The following is a 19399-nucleotide window of genomic DNA, read 5'->3' on the forward strand; positions in this document are numbered from 1 at the left end:
CTTTCTTATCTTTACACCTTATGGCCAGCAGATTAGAACGCCTCATGCGCATTTATAACCGCCTCCGCAGGGGGCCAGTTACCATTGAAATACTTTACAAGTGGACAAAAGGTGCCGGTATCAATATCTCTCAACGGCAGCTGTATAGAGATTTGCAGGAACTTTGCGCTTTGAGATTTTTGGAAGAGGAAAGTGTTGTGGAACGTATAGGTGAGAAAAATCAAAAGATATTCCAACTCGTCAGATATCAGTCTGAAACTACAGTTCAACAAAAGGAATGGGCGACCTATGGCTTGCTTCGAAGTCTGGCTCCCCGCACCCTGAAGGAAATCCGCAGGGAAACCATGGAGAAGTTTGATACTGTATGGTATCAGCATTATAATCAGGGAAAAACTGAATATAGCTTTAAAACATTTGAAATAGGAATATTGAATAGCCACTTCTATGATTATTTGCATGAGCAGGAAGTGTTGGGTAAACTTGACGAAATCATTTGGGCTATTGGCAACAACCGCAAAATACAGATACAAACGGTTTTCCATGACAATAGCCATGCAGAGGACAAGTTAGAAATGCCAGCTTCCATAAACCCTCTTTACATTCTGATTCACCGGGGACATTTACATGTATGTTGCATTCATGAAGCCACTGCAACCCTGCTGATTTTTGGAGTAGACAAAGAGCTACAGTTCGAGCTGACCAATGAGATGTTTCGGCGAAAAAAGTGGGAGCCTGTCTTTAAAAAGGAAATGGTCAAAAGATTTGGCATTACAGCAAATAAAGATGACAAGGTGTATGATATTGAGCTTGAAATTACGCCACGGGTAGCCATGTTCATGCAGCACATCTTCTGGCATCCTTCACAAGAATTTGTTACCACACGAAAAGGAACGTTGGTATTGCGAATACAATGTGGTATTAACCGGGAGCTAATTGGTTGGATCTTGATGTGGCTTAGCCAGATGAAAGTCAAGAAGCCGCTCGCACTTAAAAATGAGGTAAAACGGCAATTGCAGTTAGTTCAGGAAATGTATGAAAACAATTTGCCCCCTGAAGAATTTAGCTATGATCATAGTTAAATTTTTAATTTAGCGCTATTCCTCTTTCAATAAATTTGCCAACAGCCGTATCGGATGTTCTCAGCTTTATTGTCTTCCATTCCTCCTTTCATATCAGCATTTTAGCGCTTTAGCTGATTGACAGAATTTGACAACATGTTAATGTTTATTTGCTGCTACATTCATTTGACACGACATATAGCTAACCCCAATTTTTAAAAAAATGAAAAAACTTCTCTTAAGTTCAATTGTATTGACAGTATTTTCTGCGTCAATCGTTCTTTTTCAATTAAGTTGTAAAAAAACAGCAGAGGCACAAACAGGAACAAGCTACTCTTTGCCACCTGCAACGACTACAAATTTAGGTGGTATTATTGTTGGCAACGGACTTAGCGTAACAAGCAACGGAACGCTATCGGTAAACTCAACAACAGGAGGAATTTATCAATTAAACAAAATAGTATTTGCAAAATTACTAACGGGCGGAGGTGCCACCGAGATCTGGACAATGAATTATGATGGAACTAACCAGACAAAAGCAAATATCACAATGCCTGCCGGACAGCATATTACTGATGAGTACCCAAAACTTAGTCCAGACGGAACAAAAATTGTTTTTATCGGAGGAACTACAGGTTCTAACGGCAATGACGATGACATATACATTAGTAACATTGACGGTTCAGGAGTTACAAAAATTTATGATATGCCTGTGGGGACAGGGCACACGTTGTTGGGCGGAGCGTATTAGCCATTTTCCACAATTGATCAGCGGCGATAAAAATATTTAAAGCAGGTGCAAGTGAAGTTGTGAATTGTTCATGGAAGATCAAGTCACAATCACCCCTTTAGATTGTCGTTTTAGCCCCCCATTGCCTTAAGAGGCGCCTGGTACATTTGTAAAAACAAATCTACTATGCGAAAGTTGATAATGAAGATGTCGGTTTCTATCGACGGTTTTGTAGCCGGTACTGATGGCCAAAAGGATTGGGTGTTTAAGACTGGTGACGAAGAGTCAATGGCATGGAGTGTTGACCAAATACAGCAGGCAGGGTTGATTATAATGGGAAGAAAATCATTTGAGACGATGGCGCCTTACTGGCCAGCTGCAACGGGACCTTTTGCAGCACCGATGAACGAGATACCTAAAGCTGTTTTTTCAAAGAGTGGATTTAAGAGCAGTGATTATATGAAAACGGTCACAGAAGAACAATCCCCCGCCGTGGCTTCCTGGGCCGAAGCGCGGGTCTTTGATGGCGATCTTGCCAAAGAGATCAGTAAGCTTAAAGCCGAGCCGGGAAAGCCGATCGTAGCAATTGGCGGTGCGGGATTTATGCAGAACTTAATAGCAACAGGTTTAATTGATGAATACCAACTGGCCATTCATCCTGTGGTATTAGGTTCGGGGTTGCCAATTTTCACCGGTTTAAAAATACCACAATACCTGAAATTGGACGAGGTAAAGGTTTTTCCGAAGGGGGTTGTTGTGCATAGTTATCATGCGTAGAAAGGCGCGTCTCATAGTTTTACTTACTGTACTGGCAAAATATGTCACGGAAAAAAGCAAAGGCAACCGGGGCATTATCTAAGCAGTGGCGTTCTTATTTCAGGAGATAAGTCGAACCAGGAAGAGCCGGTTATTGAACAATTGGACGTTGAACTGGGCCCTCCCGGCGAAACTACCACCAAAGTTAAACGGTTACATCGTGCACGTGCTTACATGCACCAATACACTACCGAACCACCAACTGCAGAAACCATATGGATAAGTGAAGGCAGCAAAGATCCTTATAATACTTTTAGCGGGCTGGACTCAACTATTAAGTACTGGTTTCGGGTGATAGCTATCAGCAAGGACGGTGAAAGGGTTTACTCGCCGGTTGTTATCAAGGTGATTCAGTAAATAGTGCATTAAAGCACATATTGTCCTTACAAAGGATTGCACGGGTCCCGATTAAGTCGGGACCCGTTATTGTATTAGCTTTCCCAGTCTGTTTCTATCGGCATTCCTTCCTTTCCGGTCTTTATCACCAGCACCTGGTTGCACGGTTGTCCATCAATGTCAACTGAATAATCGAAAGCGGCGAAATAGCCGCCGTCATATTTATCATCGGGATATAAGCCCACACGAACCAGTCGCAGTTTTTGCAGCAGTTGTTTTTCATTTAACTCCATTTCCTCCAGTTCTTCGAGAAGAAATTGAATGTAGCCAAAAGTTTCGCCAACCTGATCTGCAAAATCTTTTTCAATAGCAAGATGATTCCGTTTGTCAAATTCCTCCAGGTTTGACAGGAAGTTGGCAATATCATTGGCCATTCCGGCTTCGATTTGTTTGTTCTTAAAATTTAAGTCGAGCCCTATTACATAATCGTGGTCGGGAAATGCAATTTGGGTATGATAATACCAATTGAGGTTTGCGGGGTCTATGGGACCAAAATATGGTAGCATGTATTCTTGGATCGTCTTTACCTGGTTTGGCCATTCCTGCACTCTTATCCCAATTTGCCCATCAATGATCGCAAATTCTTTGGCACCCCATGGCCTTAGGGTTACTTCCTTTAAATTAGGATGCAACAACCCGGGGAATTTCGACGCCACCTTTTCATAAACTTCGTTGATATTGTTGGTTACCAGCCTGATCTCGGGATGATCGTTTTCGGCGTATTCTGCGTTTTCAAAAAGCATAATGCTGAGGTCGTCTTTACCTACTACACAAAAGGGATTACTGGTATGTAATTCGTTGTGGCCAATAGTAAATTCAAGGCAATGAATAAAGGTTTTTAGCGCTATTTGAATATCGGCGTAGAAGAGACTTGGAACCAGTTTAGTGAAATGCATGCTTTGTTATTTAAGTTATTGAGGCCTGTTCAAACAAAAATAACCTATTCCTTTACCTTTGATCTGAATTATTCAAGGGTCATCAAAACAAACACCATGAATCGAATTATTCTTGCTCTTATTTTAACGCTTAACATATCTGCAGTTAACGCACAACAGGATATGATGGTACGCGTAGCCGAAATAGAAGTACACCCGGAGTATCTGAGTGAGTACAGGGATATTCTTAAAGTGGAGGCAGCAGCTTCCATACAAAAAGAAACCGGCGTAATTGCCATCTTTCCTATGTTTGAACAAAAACAACATCATCAGATCCGTATTGTCGAGATCTATGCAAACAGGGATGCTTACGAAGCCCACCTCAAAACTGCCCATTTTCTGCATTATAAAACTGCTACCGCTAAAATGGTGAAGGCATTAAAACTGGTTGAAATGGAAGCTTTGGATAAACAAACCATGTCTCAGATCTTCAAAAAGCTGCAGTAAGCGGGTAATTTGATCTCAATTACAGACATTTGCACCTGGAAGGCAGGTGCCAACCACTCTAAAAAGATATATTCTTGGAAAATTCGATCAGTTTAAACAAGTTTATCAGCGATACGGGTTATTGTTCACGCCGCGAAGCAGATAACCTCATTACCCAGGGACGGGTATTTTTGAACAACCGGCCGGCCGTTTTGGGCAACCGGTATAAACCCGGCGACACTGTGGAGGTGGATGGCAGCATCATTACGGCCGCTAAAAAAGAAAAACGGGTATACCTGGCGCTCAACAAACCTACAGGTATCACCACTACTACCGAATTACACATCAAAGATAATATCATCAGTTTTGTGGGGTATCCCAAGCGGATCTTTCCCATAGGCCGTCTCGATAAAGATTCCGAAGGTCTTATCCTGCTCACCAATGACGGCGATATCATCAATAAGATCCTGCGGGCCGATAACAATCACGAAAAAGAATACATCGTACGGGTTAATAAACCCATCGATAGTTCTTTCATTCACCAGATGTCGCACGGAGTGCCCATTTTAGACACTGTTACCCTGCCCTGTAAGGTACAGCCAATGGGCCGGCAAACGTTCCGTATTACGCTTACACAAGGCCTCAACCGGCAAATCAGACGCATGTGCGAGCATCTTGGCTATGCGGTGGTAAGTTTACAGCGGGTTCGCATCATGAACATAAAGCTCGACAAACTGGCCGTAGGCAAATGGCGTTACCTCAGCGATGCAGAATTATCGATCCTGATGGAAAGCATATCCGACTCAAGCAAAGAACAAAGCGCTGCCAAACCAAAACCGGCTGCGCGCAGCAATAAAGGCAATTCATATATGCCCCCACCGCATAAACGCGAGTTTGCTCCCAATGCTAAAGAGGAAAAGGCTGATAAAGGGAAAACGACAAAACCTGTGACGTCCCTTAAAGGCGACAAAGAGCAGCCTGGTAAATTCAAAAGCACAAAGCCAGCCACAAAAGAAGGCCGACCTCAAAAAGGCAAAAAAGAGGAGAAACCCTGGAAAAGGGAAAATGCAACGCAAAAGCCTACACAGGCCCGGAACGGAAAACCCAACCGTCCTGAAAAGAACAAGGGCAAAGAGAAAGAGAACCACATGAGTAAAAAGGAAAAGCGGCAGGGCGCCGAAGGTTCTTTTAAGAATTATAGAAATAAGGGAAGGCGTTCTTAATTGAATGCTTTACTTCCCCTCCCTGAAATCCCTGGGTGTAAACCCTGTTTGATCCCTGAAATAGTTTGAAAAATAGGCATGATCAACAAAGCCAAGCTCATAGGCTATTGCCTTTACCGACATATCGGTTGATTGCAGCAGCCGTTTGGCTTCGAGGGTAATTCTTTGCTGTATAAGTTCAGTGGCCGATATCTTTAAATTCTTTTTACAAAGTATATTAAGATAGTTGGCAGAGATGTGCAGTTGTTTGGCGTAAAAAGAAACCGATTTCTGCTCTCTGAAATGCTGATCAATAAGCATGTTGAACGTCGCAAGCCTGGGATTCGATTGAAAAACTTTGAAGTCGGTAAAACCGGCCTCCGCTTCTTTGCTTACGATAGCGGCAATAACACCGGCCCGCGCACAAATGATACCCGGAAGCGAGTCAGGCGCTTTTAGTTCGTTCCTGATCTCATTAAACTCATACAGCAATAGTTTAAAAGCCGCATCGGTTAAAGGGATCACCGGGTTGTTTCGATAATTGGTATAAGAAAAGCGAAAATACGAAGCAAACTGCTCAAGGAAATTGGGCTCTATCATAAGCTGATACCCCGTTGTATTTGATTGTATATCCCACTTATGCACCTGCCCGGGGAACAACACATGTATTTGCCGGTTCTCAATTTGATAATCGCGAAAATCTATATTGTGTACGCCCTGTGCACGTTCGAACAATACAATGATAAAAAAATCGTGCTGATGTGGTTTGGCAATATGCCGTGCTCCATGCAGCTCGTTAAACAATAGCTCTTCCCGCCCTGCCAATTGCCCTTTTCTGAACTCATGAATGCCCACTATTGGGAATTGACTATTCTTTTCTAATACACGCATGTATTTCCTTTGTATAGGAAATATAATAAAAAAGCATGAATTGATCAGGCGATCCTGACCAATGCATGCTTTTACCAAAGTTTGAGCTGGTTACTTAGGTTCTTTATGTGTTGTGGGTGTATGCACAATATCGAAATAAACGGTTTTGTCGTTCGCATTTGTATAAACCCGGTATGTAAATTCCTGTTGGGTGAGTGTAAGTATATCCACTACGCGGGTAAACAATACCTGGCCGGCGGCATTCTTTGCTACGATCGTACGTGTTTTACCATCGGCAGAAACAGACCAGTCGCCTTGTGATTTTGGTGAATCGTCGAGGTTGTAAATACTGAATGTGCCATCTGTTCTAAAGTAAGCGAAGCCAACAAAGTTAACTACGTTAGCATCTGTTAATGCCACATTTTCTCCTTTGTTATTTTTTGCATTGGTAGTTTCCCAGGCTGTACTGGCCAGTGTTTCACCGGGTATCATTGGGGTTTTGTCATCGTCTTTGCTGCAGCTGAAAAGCAATACGGTACTTAGTACAGTTAAAAGAGCGAGGGTCAGTTTTTTCAATGGTTTCATTTTAAAAATTTTGATGGATCAAAGATAAATTCACCCGGCCCTCTTACCCTTGTAGCGATCATGCTGATGCTTGAAAGATTTATAACTGGTTATCCCTGACGCTCATAAAAAATAGATAAATGTGAGTTAATATGAATTCCTGTTTATTGCCTGAAGATAATATATACTATTTTGGCAGCGCGTTAATAACGTTAATCCCTAAATACCTATATGATTACCAGAAATTCAATTATCCCTGCCCTGCTATTCGTGTTTTTACTAAGTGCATTTAATATCGTAAAAGCGCAACCTGCGTACAGTTGGGCAAAGTATTTCGACAACGCTGATCCGATCGGAGTAGATGTAGATGCTGCAGGAAATGTATATACAACAGGTACGTTTTCCGGCACCGCCGATTTTGATCCCGGCACAGGCGCCCGGCTCCTTACATCAAAAGGTTTCGGCGATATTTATATTACGAAGTCTGATGCTTCGGGTAACCTGCTTTGGGCAAAAAGCGTGGGAGGAAAGGCTGCAGATTTTATCAGGGGCATAAAAGTAGACGCCGCCGGTAATGTGTATTTAACCGGCACTTTTAAGGACACGGTTGATTTTGATCCTGGCGCCGGTGAACATGTAATGATAGGCTCTACTACACCGCTTAACTACTATATATACATTTTAAAGTTAGATGCTGACGGCAACTTTGTATGGGCTAAAAGCCTTACCAGTAGCAAATCAGGTTTTGCCTGTGCCATAACTGTAGACGGCGCAGGCAACGTGTATACTACCGGCAGTTTTTATGAAATTATGGATTTTGACCCCGGTCCGGGAACTTATAACCTCGATGCCGGTACCGAATACAGTCAAGATATCTTCATTTTGAAATTAGATGCTTCAGGCAACTTAGCATGGGCAAAAAACATAGGGAGCAGTGGTGGCACCAACCAGGGGATAGGCATAGCCGTAGATGCAGTTGGCAATGTGTATACTACAGGTTACTTTACCCGAACCGCCGATTTTGACCCTGGTACAGGAATACAAAACCTTTATGGAGCGTCTGATAATGATATTTTCATTTTAAAATTAAATGCTGCCGGCGATTATGTATGGGCTAAAAAAATGGGCGACAACGGTGTGCAGAGGGGAGGCAGCATTGCAGTGGATGCCAGCCAAAATGTATATACCACGGGTTATTTTGAAGGCACAGTCAATTTTGATCCGGGCTCAGGGGTACATCAACTGATGTCAAATGGTAACGCCGACGTGTATGTTTCAAAACTTGATGCTGCCGGCGACTATGTATGGGCCGTTAGCGTAGGTAGTACCGGCACCGATGAGGGGCAAAGCCTGGCATTGGATAACCTGAACAACGTGTATCTCACCGGTAGGTTTATAAATGACGTTGATTTTGATCCGGGCACAGGAACCCATAACCTTACTTCAGCTGCAGGTTCGTCTGATATCTTCCTTTTAAAATTAGATGCTTCGGGCGCCTGGCAATGGGCTGCCAATTTAGGAAGCAGCGGCGAGGATAATGGTGTAGCCATTGCTGTTACGGCTAATGATAACGTTTACACGACAGGATCTTTTGAAGGCACCGTTGATTTTGATTTTGGCTCAGGCACACAGGAGCTTACCACTGTTGCTACGGGTGCTTATATTTTGCACCTGGTTCCCTCGCCTTTACCACTCACCTTATTAAACTTTTCTGCCATAGACAAAGAAACGGAGGTGCAGTTGCAATGGCAAACCAGCCAGGAAGAAAATACCGCTTCATTTACCATTGAAAGAAGTGCAGATGGTAAGAAGTATGAGAACATTGGCTCAGTAGCGGCTGCCAGTAATAACCTCGTAAACAATTATACTTATAAGGATGCTCAGCCTGTAACAGGCACTGCTTTTTATCGCTTAAAGATGATAGATAAAGATGGACGGTTCACCAATAGCCGCATGGTTTCGGTAACAAGAAATGGCCGTGCACAACCCTTACAGGTATCGCCCAGCCCCGCAAAAGAGTTGCTGAATGTACAGGCTACCGGTACGGAAACTGTGCAGCTTCAGATCACTGATGCAACCGGCCGCATATGGCAACAACAACACATAAACCTGAACGGTAAAACGTCTGCCTCTATAAATATTCAGGCGCTGCCCGCGGGCGTTTATTACTTATTAGTGAAAGGAAAACAAATACAACAGGTACAACAGTTCGTAAAACAGTAACAACTAAATAAGAGGCCCTCCCGATACATCCGGAGGGCCTTTTGATTTATAATAATTACCATTTGAATCCAAAATCACGCCGCTTGATCTTGCACATACGGCCATCGGGATGATGGAACACCACCCCTTCTCCCTTGAAGGTTTCCAGGAATTCTTTTATCGCTTCGAAAGTCCGTGGAAATTCGGGGTAGTTGATGTCGCCATGGGGCACCAGTATATGATCGGCTACATCGTCTTTATTGCTATTCACCTTGGGGCCTATTAATTCGTATGTACCATCGGGTACGGGGTTGCCTAATGTGGCAAAACTATTGTGCCACCCTTGCATAAAATATTTATCTTCTTTTGCAGCAGTAACTTTTAACCATCCGGGCCAGTGACCTGTAATGGGATCAGGGTCCTGAGCAGGAATAAATCCATCGGGTGGTGTTTTACCTTGTTTTGCATCGTACCTTTTAAAGAGTATTCCATCTTTTACGAGGCAACAGGTACCATCCCATTTATGGGTAGCAATACCTTCCCCTTCTAACACCCATTCACAACCGGGTGTTACTTCGTTTTTTGCAGGGTTGTTCGGCAGGCTATTCTCTCTTTTGAATAGCGTTGGGATCTTCTTCATGTTTCATTGATTGTTATATGCATAAAAAAAAGCACCGACGGTACCGCCGGTGCTTCACAATGTTATATAGTTAACATCATACCATAACACACCGGGTACCCGAAGGATAGCCACAGAGGAAGTTTTGATATGATGTCATAAATTTCATGGGTGCAAAATTAGAAAGTTTTTAAAAGGATCAAAATTTATTTTTAGAAAGAAAAAGTCTCATTATCAACTTTATCATCTCTATTAACCTATTCAACTTTTTCTTCGCGCAGCGCCAGCGTAGCAAGGGGCCCTTGTCAACTTGTTAACTTGTCAACCAACTCCTCAAACCAAGGTAACTAGGTATTTTCCTTCGTGAATAACTTTTCCTTATCATGATATTGATTACCAATGCAAACTTCTCTACATTTGCGGCACCATAACCTAAATCCTTTATGAAACACATAACTACCGCCCTACAACCGACATACGCACTATTTATCTACTGTTGTAATTCCTTTAATTTATAAGTCTTCCCCTTCTTCAATCATCTTATGAAACCCAACCGTTTTAAAATACTGCTTTAACCCGGGCAGATCCTGGAAACCTACGCTTGCTAATCATTATTCGTTAATTAATATTAAACCATGAAGAAGTGTTTACTTTTTTTGTGGCTGGCACCCTTGTGTTTGCACGCGCAAATGCAAATGAACAGCTACAACCCTGGAACCTCCTTTACCTGTATTGCCGTTGACTCCAATTACAACATTTGGGCAGGAAGAAGTAACGGGGTTTATCAACTCAACAAATCGGCCAATGCCACAACGTTTACAGCGCTGGCGGGCACCTCTAACTTTAACGTACAGGCCCTGGCAGCCGACCATTGGGGTTATATTTGGGCCGGTCACAATGGTCGGGGCGGCAGCACCGCCGCCGGTGGTGGCATTGAACAAATTCCCATTAACAACCCGGCGGGATTGACGCATTATTCGCCCGATAGAAATGCCCAATGTTTTACCTATCTGGCGCGTAATGGTATTGCCACCCTCAATTGCGCCGGTTTGGCGGTAGATTCCAATGGTTCTGTATGGAGTGCACATAAGTATCACGATCTCACTTCAAGCCCGGACTATATTGTAACACCGGGTACTTTTTCTTTCAACAATATGGCCACGCTTGGTTTTGTTTCGCGTGGCACCTGGCAGGATTATATTAACGGAGCAGAACCCGGCGAGCTTCCTTATCCCGCATATACCTGTAACCCCACGGTATCACAAACGCCGCAAACCCGCAACGTATATTGCGTGGCAGCAGGTAAAAACGAAGCGTGGATCAGCGTAGGTCCTTATACCAGTAAATCAGGTATTTCTTTCCCGGCCCGTGTGCTGAAATACAACCTTGATGCCACTTACACCGGCGTTTCCGCAGATTTTGCTACACTCGGTATTCCGGCCGGCGGCATATTCAACGGCTTGTGGCTTACGGCTACCGGTGATCTGTGGGTTACCATGAGCGCAGGTAAAGGTTTTGCGGTTCGCCGTAAAGGCAACTGGACGTATGTTAACACCGCCAATCTTTCCTGTATCTTTCCTGCGGGCGCCAGCATCAACGCCAACGCTATCTGGGGCAATCGCCTGGGGCAGGTATTTATAGGTACCAATAAAGGCCTGATCGTTTACCACGGCAGCGGTTCTGTAAACAGCAAAAGTTCTTACACATTTTACACAGCGGCTACCCATGGCCTTATCAGTGATAATATCCTGGGCGGTGTTTCTGAAAAAGATTCCATTCAGTGGATCGCTACCAGCAATGGTATTATGAGCAGCACATTAGGCAGGAATTATCCGCTTATTAAAGACACAGCCGATTATCACGTATGTAACCTTCATGCGATAAACGATATTGAGGCCCAGAGCGAGCAGGATGTTACCGGCCGCAAGGATTACCACATCTATCACGTGGAAACAGAAGTTTGTACTACCACCGGCCCCAATGGCGGCAACTGTAATGCAGAATATGTGTACAAGCTGATGAAGGGCAACGTTAGCCTTACCGCCCCCACTCCTTTCGACTTTCCCTATGATGTGCTGGGAGTCGTTATGCTGAAAGCTGCCAATAAGAATACGGTGGCAGATATGGTGTACCGGCATGTGAGTGCGTTTGACCCGGCCACTATGGAAACCAACAGCAACGGCGGCATCAAATACATATCGCAGGTGCTTGATGGAACCTATCTCGCGCTGCACAATACCGCGCCCTCCAATAAAAAAGTTCCCTGGTTAAGCGATCGTGTAGACAAAGATTTTCGGGCTTTCTGGATGCTAAAACAAAAAGCGGATAACCCGGATTCCGTGGTAGCCTGTCACACCTACAATTTGTACAATAGCCAGCTATTTATCAATGACCGCGTTCTTTACGACCGCACGTTAGATAATTGGGTTTGTGGTAACCAACTGCGCGATACCCGTTACGACCAGGTATGGATCTATCCGAATGATAAGGACCTCACGTTTACAAACTATACACAGCCCGGCCACTTCCTGTCGCCCGGCAAAGTATTCCGCAGTGTGGTGGAAGAATGCGGTAAAGTAAAGATCGTAACGGTGGGTACCGGTTTAAGTTATTGCGGCAGCGTTGGCACCGGAGAAAATAATGCCATCGGCAATATCATCGTTGGTTCCATCCTGTTTAAAAATATCGATCTGCGGTTAAAGAAAACATTTGAGGCCGGTCACTAATAAAACACTATTATCATGAAACAACTATTCATTACCATACTGGCGCTGTTTACCATCGCTATTGCCGGACACGCGCAACCAGCGGAATTATTTTCCAGGACATGGAAGGTAGAAAAACAGGTGGATGTACTGCGCGGTTCAGAAGTTGCCACCATATTCCACAAGGATTCTGTAAACAATGTAGCTAACTATGCAAGTCTGAAATACAACTTCTTTAACAACGGAACTTATACGATCACGTCAGACAGCACCTCTTACCAGGGAACCTGGGCTATCAATGCAACGGGCGATTCAACGATCATCGATACGGTCCCATTTTTGTTGACCGAGCTTTCTGCCGCCCGTTTCACTACCCGCGGCTTTACGCTTACCGAGGCAGACGCTAGCGGCACCCTTGACAGCCTGTTTTCATACGTTACCTTATACCCCATGGCTGCCTTGCCCGTAAGCCTGTTGTCTTTTAACGGCCAGTATAACAACAACCAGGTAAAGCTAACCTGGTCAACAGCACAGGAGCAACAAAACAAAGTGTTCGAGGTGCAGTACAGCGCCAGTGGTTACGATTTTGAGACCATTGGCACTGTGGCTGGTAATATGAACAGCAACCAGGTAAACAGTTATCAGTTCAATACCACGCATTACCAGTTGGGTAAGAATTTTTACCGGTTGAAACAGGTTGATGTTGATGGTCGTTCAACTATTTCTTCTATTGCAACCATTTTAATAGACCAGCAAACGGTTATCAGTTTGGCGCCCAACCCGGCATCAACCAAATTGAACCTGTCGGTTGCCCAGCCGGTAAATGGCAGGTTGCAATTAACGATAACTACCATTGCCGGCCAGCAGGTATGGGCAACCACACTTACTGGAAATACAAGCATTACTGTTATAAATTTGCCTGCTTTAACAAGAGGGGTGTATGTTGCTACTATTATGAATAGCAAAGGTGAGAAGCTGTTTGTTAATAAGCTGGTGATCCAATAAAATATATGTTACCGGTTACCAGGTACCGGTTGCCAGGCTAAGCCCGGTAACTGGAAACCGGAAACCGGTAACTCTTTACTAAGGTTTATGAGAAAGTATCTAGGTACCCTGTTTATAGTCCTGATTAGTTGCTGTTCCCTAATGGCACAAACCGCCGATTTTTCTATAAACAAAAGAGAAGGCTGCGTTCCGCTTGGTGGCGTAAACTTTACCGATCTTTCAACCGGAGGTACGGTGGTGCGCCGCGACTGGAACCTGGGCAATGGGACGATCATCAACAATGGCGCCGCTACAGTAGGCACCAACTATTTAACAGCCGGTACTTATACCGTTATCCTTACCGTTACTTTTTCAAATGGTGATGTAAGGGTGAAACAGGATATTGTAACGGTACATCCAAAACCGGTGGCCGCTTTTACCGGCGATGACCTCGCAGGCTGTTCACCCCACACAGTAAACTTTACAAACCAGGCCACCACGGCAACCGGTTCCATTACCAATTATCTGTGGGACTTTGGCGCCGGCGGCAGTTCTATCCCAAACCCTTTGTTTACTTACACCAACAATGGCAATTATAATGTATCGCTGATAGTAACCAACAACTGGGGCTGTAGCAGCGATGCCGCTATTAAAACCCAATACATTCAGGTATACCAGAAGGTTACTGCCTCTTTTAACATTCCCGCTAATTCCAGTTGTGATATACCTTTTACCACCAGTTTTGTAAACACCAGTACAGGCGGCGGAACAATAACGTATTTATGGGATTTTGGCGACGGTCAAACCTCAACCGATGCCAACCCAACCCATACTTATGCCAGTACAGGCGCTTATACCGTTACGCTTACTGCAAAGAACGGCACTAATTGCACCAATACCACTGTTCGTAGTAATGGCGTGCTGGTTGGTAAACCAACCGTTTCTATTACCGCGCCCGACACCGTATGTTCAGGCGCAACCACAACCTTATATGGAAATATTACACCAGCAGCTTTTATCAGTACGGTAAAATGGTTATTCCCCGATAACAATGCCATACAATACGGACAAAACGTTTCGCATACATTTGCCACCCCCGGCGATTACGACATTATGATGATCGCATATAATGCTGCCGGGTGTAACGATACTGCCCACCACATTATTAATGTTCGGCCCAAATTGCAGGCCGACTTTTCTATGGATAAAACCGTTGGCTGTAGTATACCTTTTACAGTTCAGTTCACTAACCTAAGCAATCCACCTGATCATTTAAAATACGACTGGAATTTTGGCGATGGCATACACGATGCCACTGAAAGTCCCACGCATACCTACACCAATTTTGCAAATTATACAGTAACGCTTACTATCACCGATACCCTCACTGGTTGCACTACTTACATGCAAAAGCCCGGTATTATAAAAATTCAGCAACCGCAGGTTGACTTTACCTATACCCCGCACGATGGGTGTAAGCCATTGCCTGTAAAAGCCACGGCACGAATAACCAACCTGCTTGACCCTATTGTTAGCTATGAATGGGATTTTGGCGATGGTTATACCACAAGCACAACGGTTGACAATGCCACGCATGTTTACACGGGTGCCGGTGGTTATTTCATTACACTAAAGATCATTACCGCCCAAGGTTGTACGGTTAGTTCAACTGCCAAACCGGTAACCATAGCCGATCTCTGCGACGACGATGGTTCAGGTGGCGGCGGAGGCGGTGGAGGTGGTGGTGGCGGCTTCACCATTGGCAAAACCTGTAGTGATAAATATACCCTCACTCTCACCGATACAGTAGCCAACTCAGTTCCGCTTAGCTGGGATTTTGGCGACGGTTCGCCATTGTATACTACACCGCCGTTGAATCCTGTTGTTCATGCTTACCCCAATACAGCCACCAAATATGTAGTGGAGGTTACCCGCAGGGATCTGCTCACCGGTAACGTTTCTACAGGCCGTGTACGGGTGGTGATCATAGATGAACATCCCAATTTTGTTCCCGATGTTACCGACATCTGTAACAACAAAACCGTGAATTTCCGTACCATCGGCATCGATAGTTCGCTTATTGCCAAATACACCTGGGATTTTGGCGATAGTACCGTGCGCCAGGTTATCAATAACAGAAATTATTACAACACATACGGTCTGTATCTCAATGGCAATACCTCTCACCAATACACAGATACAGGCGTGTTTTATGTAAAGCTCATCATTGAAGATAAACTGGGATGTGTTGATTCATTTCAATATGCAGTGCCCATAACGGTGAAAGGGCCGGCCGCTGGTTTTACAGGCACACCGCTCACTACCTGCGACCCTACCCTGCTTGTAAACTTTACCGATACCAGCAAACAAAACGGCAGTACGCCCATTATAGAATGGAGCTGGAATTTTGGCGATGGTTCGCCGGTATATACCACCACACAGGATACCGCGCTTTCGCATACGTACAGCAATAACAGTTATGTACGATTTTACACCGTATCGCTAACGATAAAAGACGCCATTGGTTGTACGGCGCAGGCCAGCTATACCAATTATGTAAAAGCGTATAGACCCAAGGCATCTTTCTTTAGTTACGACACGCTGAAGTGCGGCAGTACCAGTGTATATATGTACAACTATTCAAATGCTTATAATGCCACTTATAAATGGGATTTTGGCGATGGCGCCAGCGCTACCAGCTATAATGCTTCACATACATACAGCACAACCGGTCAATATGATATTAAGCTGGTGGTGAAAGATGAGAATGGTTGTATGGATAGTATTACCACACCTGCCTATATAAAACTGGTAAAACCTAAAGCCGAATTCAGCGCAAAAGATACCAGCAACTGTGCGCCTGTGGGTGTGTTGTTTGCCGATAGTTCAACCTATGCCAATAAATATGTATGGGATTTTGGCGATGGCGGAACCGGCTCTACCGATAAAGATCCGGCACGCCATATTTACCCACTGCCCGGCTATTACCCGGTAACGTTACACATTACCGGTGTAAGCGGCTGTCTTGATTCCATAACAAAGATCATTCACATAAAAGGACCTATCGCCCAGTTGCATACCGGCGCTGCTATAGGATGTGCACCTTATACCCTACCCTTACAGGTAACCGGCAGTAACATCAGCACCTATGCATGGGATTATGGCGATGGCACACCGGTAAGTCCTTCCATAGCCGACTCTATAGTGAACCATGTGTACCCGCTGGCTGGGAAGTATCTGCCCAATATTGTTTTGATCAGTCCGGAGGGTTGTCCGTTTACATTAAAAGCAACGGATAGTATTATTGTTGATTCGGCGTTTGCAGCATTCTCTATTGACCGCCCCCTGCGTTGTTTTAATGACCGGGCTGTACAATTTACCGGCCAGTCAACCACTGCATTTGGGGCCGTATCGTACCAATGGTCGTTTGGTGATGGACAAACATCCACCCAGGAACATCCTTTACATACCTATGGTACCGATGGTGAATATGATGTAAGGCTTATTGTGAACAGCTTTTATGGCTGTGCCGATACGCTTACTTTGCCCAAAAGCGTACAGGTACATCAGCAACCTGTTGTTGCTTTTAAAGCCGATAGCCTGTATTGTTCGCCGGCCTTGCGCATATATAACAACAATAGCACAAGCGCCGATCCGGTGGCTAAATATGCCTGGTATGTGAATGATCAGCCCACCACTTCAACACCAGATCTGTCTTATGCTTTACCAGCTGGTATTCACCAGCTGGCCCTGGTGGTAACTACCGATGCCGGTTGTATCGATTCGCTGGCAGCCCGGGTTACAGTAGATTCTATAGTGGCCGGCTTTACCATAGACCGCGCTATTCGTTGTGGTGACGACCGCACCATAACATTTACCAATACATCACAAGGTCATTTTGGTGTAGCTTCTTATAACTGGGACTTTGGCGATGCCAATGGCGCTACCGATGTAGATCCTGTTCATACCTACGCTACTGCAGGTTTGTATCCCGTTAAAGTGCAGGCGATAAGTACAACAGGTTGTACGGCCGATTTTACGGCAGCTACGCCCATAAAGATCTTTACAAAACCGGTGATCCAAATAAATGGAGATGTTGAGAAATGTGCTGAACAATCAATCAACTTCCAGTCAGCCATAAGTTCAGAAGATCAGATCATTCAATATAGCTGGACGCTCGATGGCAACGCCATTAGCAGTACAGATGCCGCTACTTATTATTTTAATAATGCCGGCTTATACAAACTGGCATTTACGGTAGATACCAAATACGGCTGCCAGGTAACCGACGACACGGCCATTACCATACATGCATTGCCGGTGCCTGCCGCTTCACCAAAAGATACAACGGTTTGTATTGGCAGCCTGGTGCCCCTACAGGCGCATGATGGGGCGCAATATAGCTGGCAGCCGGTTGTTGATATGCAGCATGCAACTACTGCAACGCCTGTTGTAACTGCGTTACAGGCAATGAAATATTATGTTACCGTTACCAATACTTTTGGCTGTGTGCAAAAAGACAGTGTGCGCATTACGGTAGATGAAAAAGTATTGCTGCAACACAGCAATGATGTGTTGATCTGCCGTGGTGATGAAACCCGGCTCACCGCCAGTGGTAATACCAATCGCTGGGAATGGACGCCGTTGTCAGGTTTGAACAATGCAACCAGCGCTTCAACAAAAGCATCGCCCCAACAAACAACCAATTACCAGGTGGTAGGCTTTAGTCGAAATACTTGCAAGAACGACACCGGCTTTGTGCTGGTAACCGTGGCCGATCTTCCCATAGTTGACCTTGGCCCCGATCGTACATTAGACGCCGGACAGGTTATTACCTTAGCACCAACGGTGAGCACAGATGTTGTGAATTATAGTTGGTGGCCGGCTACCGGTTTAAACTGCACTACCTGTAAAACGCCACAGTTTGTTGCAGATAAAGATATAGCATATCGCCTGCGCGTTACCACACAATACGGTTGTACCTCGGAAGACGAAGTGCGCTTTACTGTTGCCTGTGGCAAAGGCGCCGTGTATATACCCAATGCGTTTACACCCAATGGCGATGGGAAGAACGAACGGTTCAACGTAAAAGGCTACGGTATACAACGAGTGAAAAGCTTCCGCATCTTCAACCGCTGGGGACAGGTTGTTTTCAACCGGGAAAACTTTTTACCCAATGATCGTTACACCGGTTGGGATGGCACAATTAATGGCCGCATTGCCGAGCCGGGCGCTTATGTATATATTGTTGAAGTGACCTGTAATGAAGGTAAGCCGGTGGTGGTAAAGGGAACGGTAATGTTGATACGGTAAAGGTTTTGAGTGTGACAAACAGCGCGAAATACAATAATTAATGTGTTGATACGTTCACTCTGCCAATACTAATGAATACCTCACCAAATTGGCCGATGATTCATATATAGGAGTTTTTTCCTGTTATGAAAGGCCCGATGAGCTTTCAGCACAACATGTAAGAAAATTAAAGATCAGGAGTAAAGTAAGCGACGAAGAATTTGAGTATACACTAACTCATAATTCGGTAATGTTGTTTTCGGTGACAACCAATACAAAGTGGCTTCATAAAATTGTACTGGATGCTGCCCCGGATCCCAATTCTTTGGTTGCAGATAATAAATGGTTAGGCATAACCTTTCGAATGTCAAAAACGTATGTTCAGTTTAAAGATGGCGAACCTTATTTCGCTAATGGGAAACCATTGGAGCTGGCAAACAAGGAGCAGGAAATGGAATTTTTTAAACTGCGCGGTCAGGAGAACAGAAGTATGGATTTTGTTTATCCTGAGCTTGCGTATACATTGAATGTGGCCGATAGGTTGATGCCGGAGGGTAGTCGTTGATTAGAATCAATATTAGCAGCAGATATGAGAACTTA

Annotated in this window: 15 protein-coding genes; 11 read left to right on the plus strand and 4 right to left on the minus strand. The window is 44.5% G+C overall.

Going from position 1 to position 19399, the window contains the following annotated elements:
• The first annotated feature begins 20 nt into the window (after positions 1-20).
• The 4 genes from GGD38_RS21490 (at position 21) to GGD38_RS21505 (ending at position 2961) form a co-directional block, all read left to right on the plus strand.
• Entirely contained in the window at positions 21-1079 is a 1059-nt protein-coding gene (locus GGD38_RS21490; RefSeq protein ID WP_375301256.1) for a helix-turn-helix transcriptional regulator, read from the plus strand.
• Between the two features lie 202 nt (positions 1080-1281).
• A complete protein-coding gene (locus GGD38_RS21495; RefSeq protein ID WP_375301257.1) occupies positions 1282-1809 on the plus strand; it encodes a TolB family protein in 528 nt (175 codons plus the stop codon).
• 165 nt (positions 1810-1974) lie between these two features.
• The gene (locus GGD38_RS21500) at positions 1975-2565 is read left to right on the plus strand and encodes a dihydrofolate reductase family protein (protein ID WP_375301258.1); all 591 of its coding nucleotides are present in this window, start codon (positions 1975-1977) and stop codon (positions 2563-2565) included.
• 141 nt (positions 2566-2706) lie between these two features.
• Positions 2707-2961, plus strand: a complete 255-nt coding sequence (locus GGD38_RS21505; protein WP_375301259.1) for a hypothetical protein — start codon at positions 2707-2709, stop codon at positions 2959-2961.
• Between the two features lie 74 nt (positions 2962-3035).
• On the opposite strand, the gene GGD38_RS21510 is transcribed toward GGD38_RS21505, so the two are convergent.
• A complete protein-coding gene (locus tag GGD38_RS21510; protein ID WP_375301260.1) occupies positions 3036-3896 on the minus strand; it encodes a hypothetical protein in 861 nt (286 codons plus the stop codon).
• A 96-nt stretch (positions 3897-3992) separates the two neighbouring features.
• On the opposite strand from GGD38_RS21510, the gene GGD38_RS21515 reads away from it, so the two are divergent.
• Together GGD38_RS21515 and rluF are read left to right on the plus strand one after the other, a co-directional pair.
• Entirely contained in the window at positions 3993-4382 is a 390-nt protein-coding gene (locus tag GGD38_RS21515; RefSeq protein ID WP_375301261.1) for a putative quinol monooxygenase, read from the plus strand.
• A 74-nt stretch (positions 4383-4456) separates the two neighbouring features.
• Positions 4457-5584, plus strand: coding sequence for a 23S rRNA pseudouridine(2604) synthase RluF (gene rluF / locus GGD38_RS21520; protein WP_375301262.1), 1128 nt, complete (start codon positions 4457-4459; stop codon positions 5582-5584).
• Positions 5585-5593: 9 nt separating this feature from the next.
• On the opposite strand, the gene GGD38_RS21525 is transcribed toward rluF, so the two are convergent.
• Together GGD38_RS21525 and GGD38_RS21530 are read right to left on the minus strand one after the other, a co-directional pair.
• Positions 5594-6454 carry a helix-turn-helix domain-containing protein gene (locus GGD38_RS21525; protein WP_375301263.1) on the minus strand — a complete coding sequence of 287 codons (861 nt, stop codon included), beginning with the start codon at positions 6452-6454 and terminating at the stop codon, positions 5594-5596.
• 90 nt (positions 6455-6544) lie between these two features.
• Positions 6545-7018 carry a DUF4822 domain-containing protein gene (locus tag GGD38_RS21530; protein ID WP_375301264.1) on the minus strand — a complete coding sequence of 158 codons (474 nt, stop codon included), beginning with the start codon at positions 7016-7018 and terminating at the stop codon, positions 6545-6547.
• A gap of 210 nt (positions 7019-7228) precedes the next feature.
• Here GGD38_RS21530 and GGD38_RS21535 point away from each other — a divergent pair, with 210 nt between their 5' ends.
• Positions 7229-9220 (plus strand): T9SS type A sorting domain-containing protein, encoded by a 1992-nt coding sequence (locus GGD38_RS21535; protein ID WP_375301265.1) that lies wholly within the window; start codon positions 7229-7231, stop codon positions 9218-9220.
• A gap of 55 nt (positions 9221-9275) precedes the next feature.
• Here GGD38_RS21535 and GGD38_RS21540 read toward each other — a convergent pair whose 3' ends face one another.
• Positions 9276-9839: a DUF5565 family protein gene (locus GGD38_RS21540; RefSeq protein WP_375301266.1), complete on the minus strand. Its 564-nt coding sequence runs from the start codon at positions 9837-9839 to the stop codon at positions 9276-9278.
• Positions 9840-10453: 614 nt separating this feature from the next.
• On the opposite strand from GGD38_RS21540, the gene GGD38_RS21545 reads away from it, so the two are divergent.
• The 4 genes from GGD38_RS21545 to GGD38_RS21560 all read left to right on the plus strand — a co-directional run bounded on the left by GGD38_RS21545 (position 10454) and on the right by GGD38_RS21560 (position 19364).
• Positions 10454-12544: a hypothetical protein gene (locus tag GGD38_RS21545; protein WP_375301267.1), complete on the plus strand. Its 2091-nt coding sequence runs from the start codon at positions 10454-10456 to the stop codon at positions 12542-12544.
• A 15-nt stretch (positions 12545-12559) separates the two neighbouring features.
• Positions 12560-13528: a T9SS type A sorting domain-containing protein gene (locus tag GGD38_RS21550; protein WP_375301268.1), complete on the plus strand. Its 969-nt coding sequence runs from the start codon at positions 12560-12562 to the stop codon at positions 13526-13528.
• An 87-nt stretch (positions 13529-13615) separates the two neighbouring features.
• Positions 13616-18820: a PKD domain-containing protein gene (locus GGD38_RS21555; RefSeq protein WP_375301269.1), complete on the plus strand. Its 5205-nt coding sequence runs from the start codon at positions 13616-13618 to the stop codon at positions 18818-18820.
• Between the two features lie 88 nt (positions 18821-18908).
• Entirely contained in the window at positions 18909-19364 is a 456-nt protein-coding gene (locus tag GGD38_RS21560) for a hypothetical protein (protein WP_375301270.1), read from the plus strand.
• Positions 19365-19399: the final 35 nt, after the last annotated feature.

Origin of the sequence: Niastella sp. OAS944, from assembly GCA_024809215.1 — a bacterium.
In the GTDB taxonomy this organism is placed as follows: Bacteria; Bacteroidota; Bacteroidia; order Chitinophagales; family Chitinophagaceae; genus Niastella.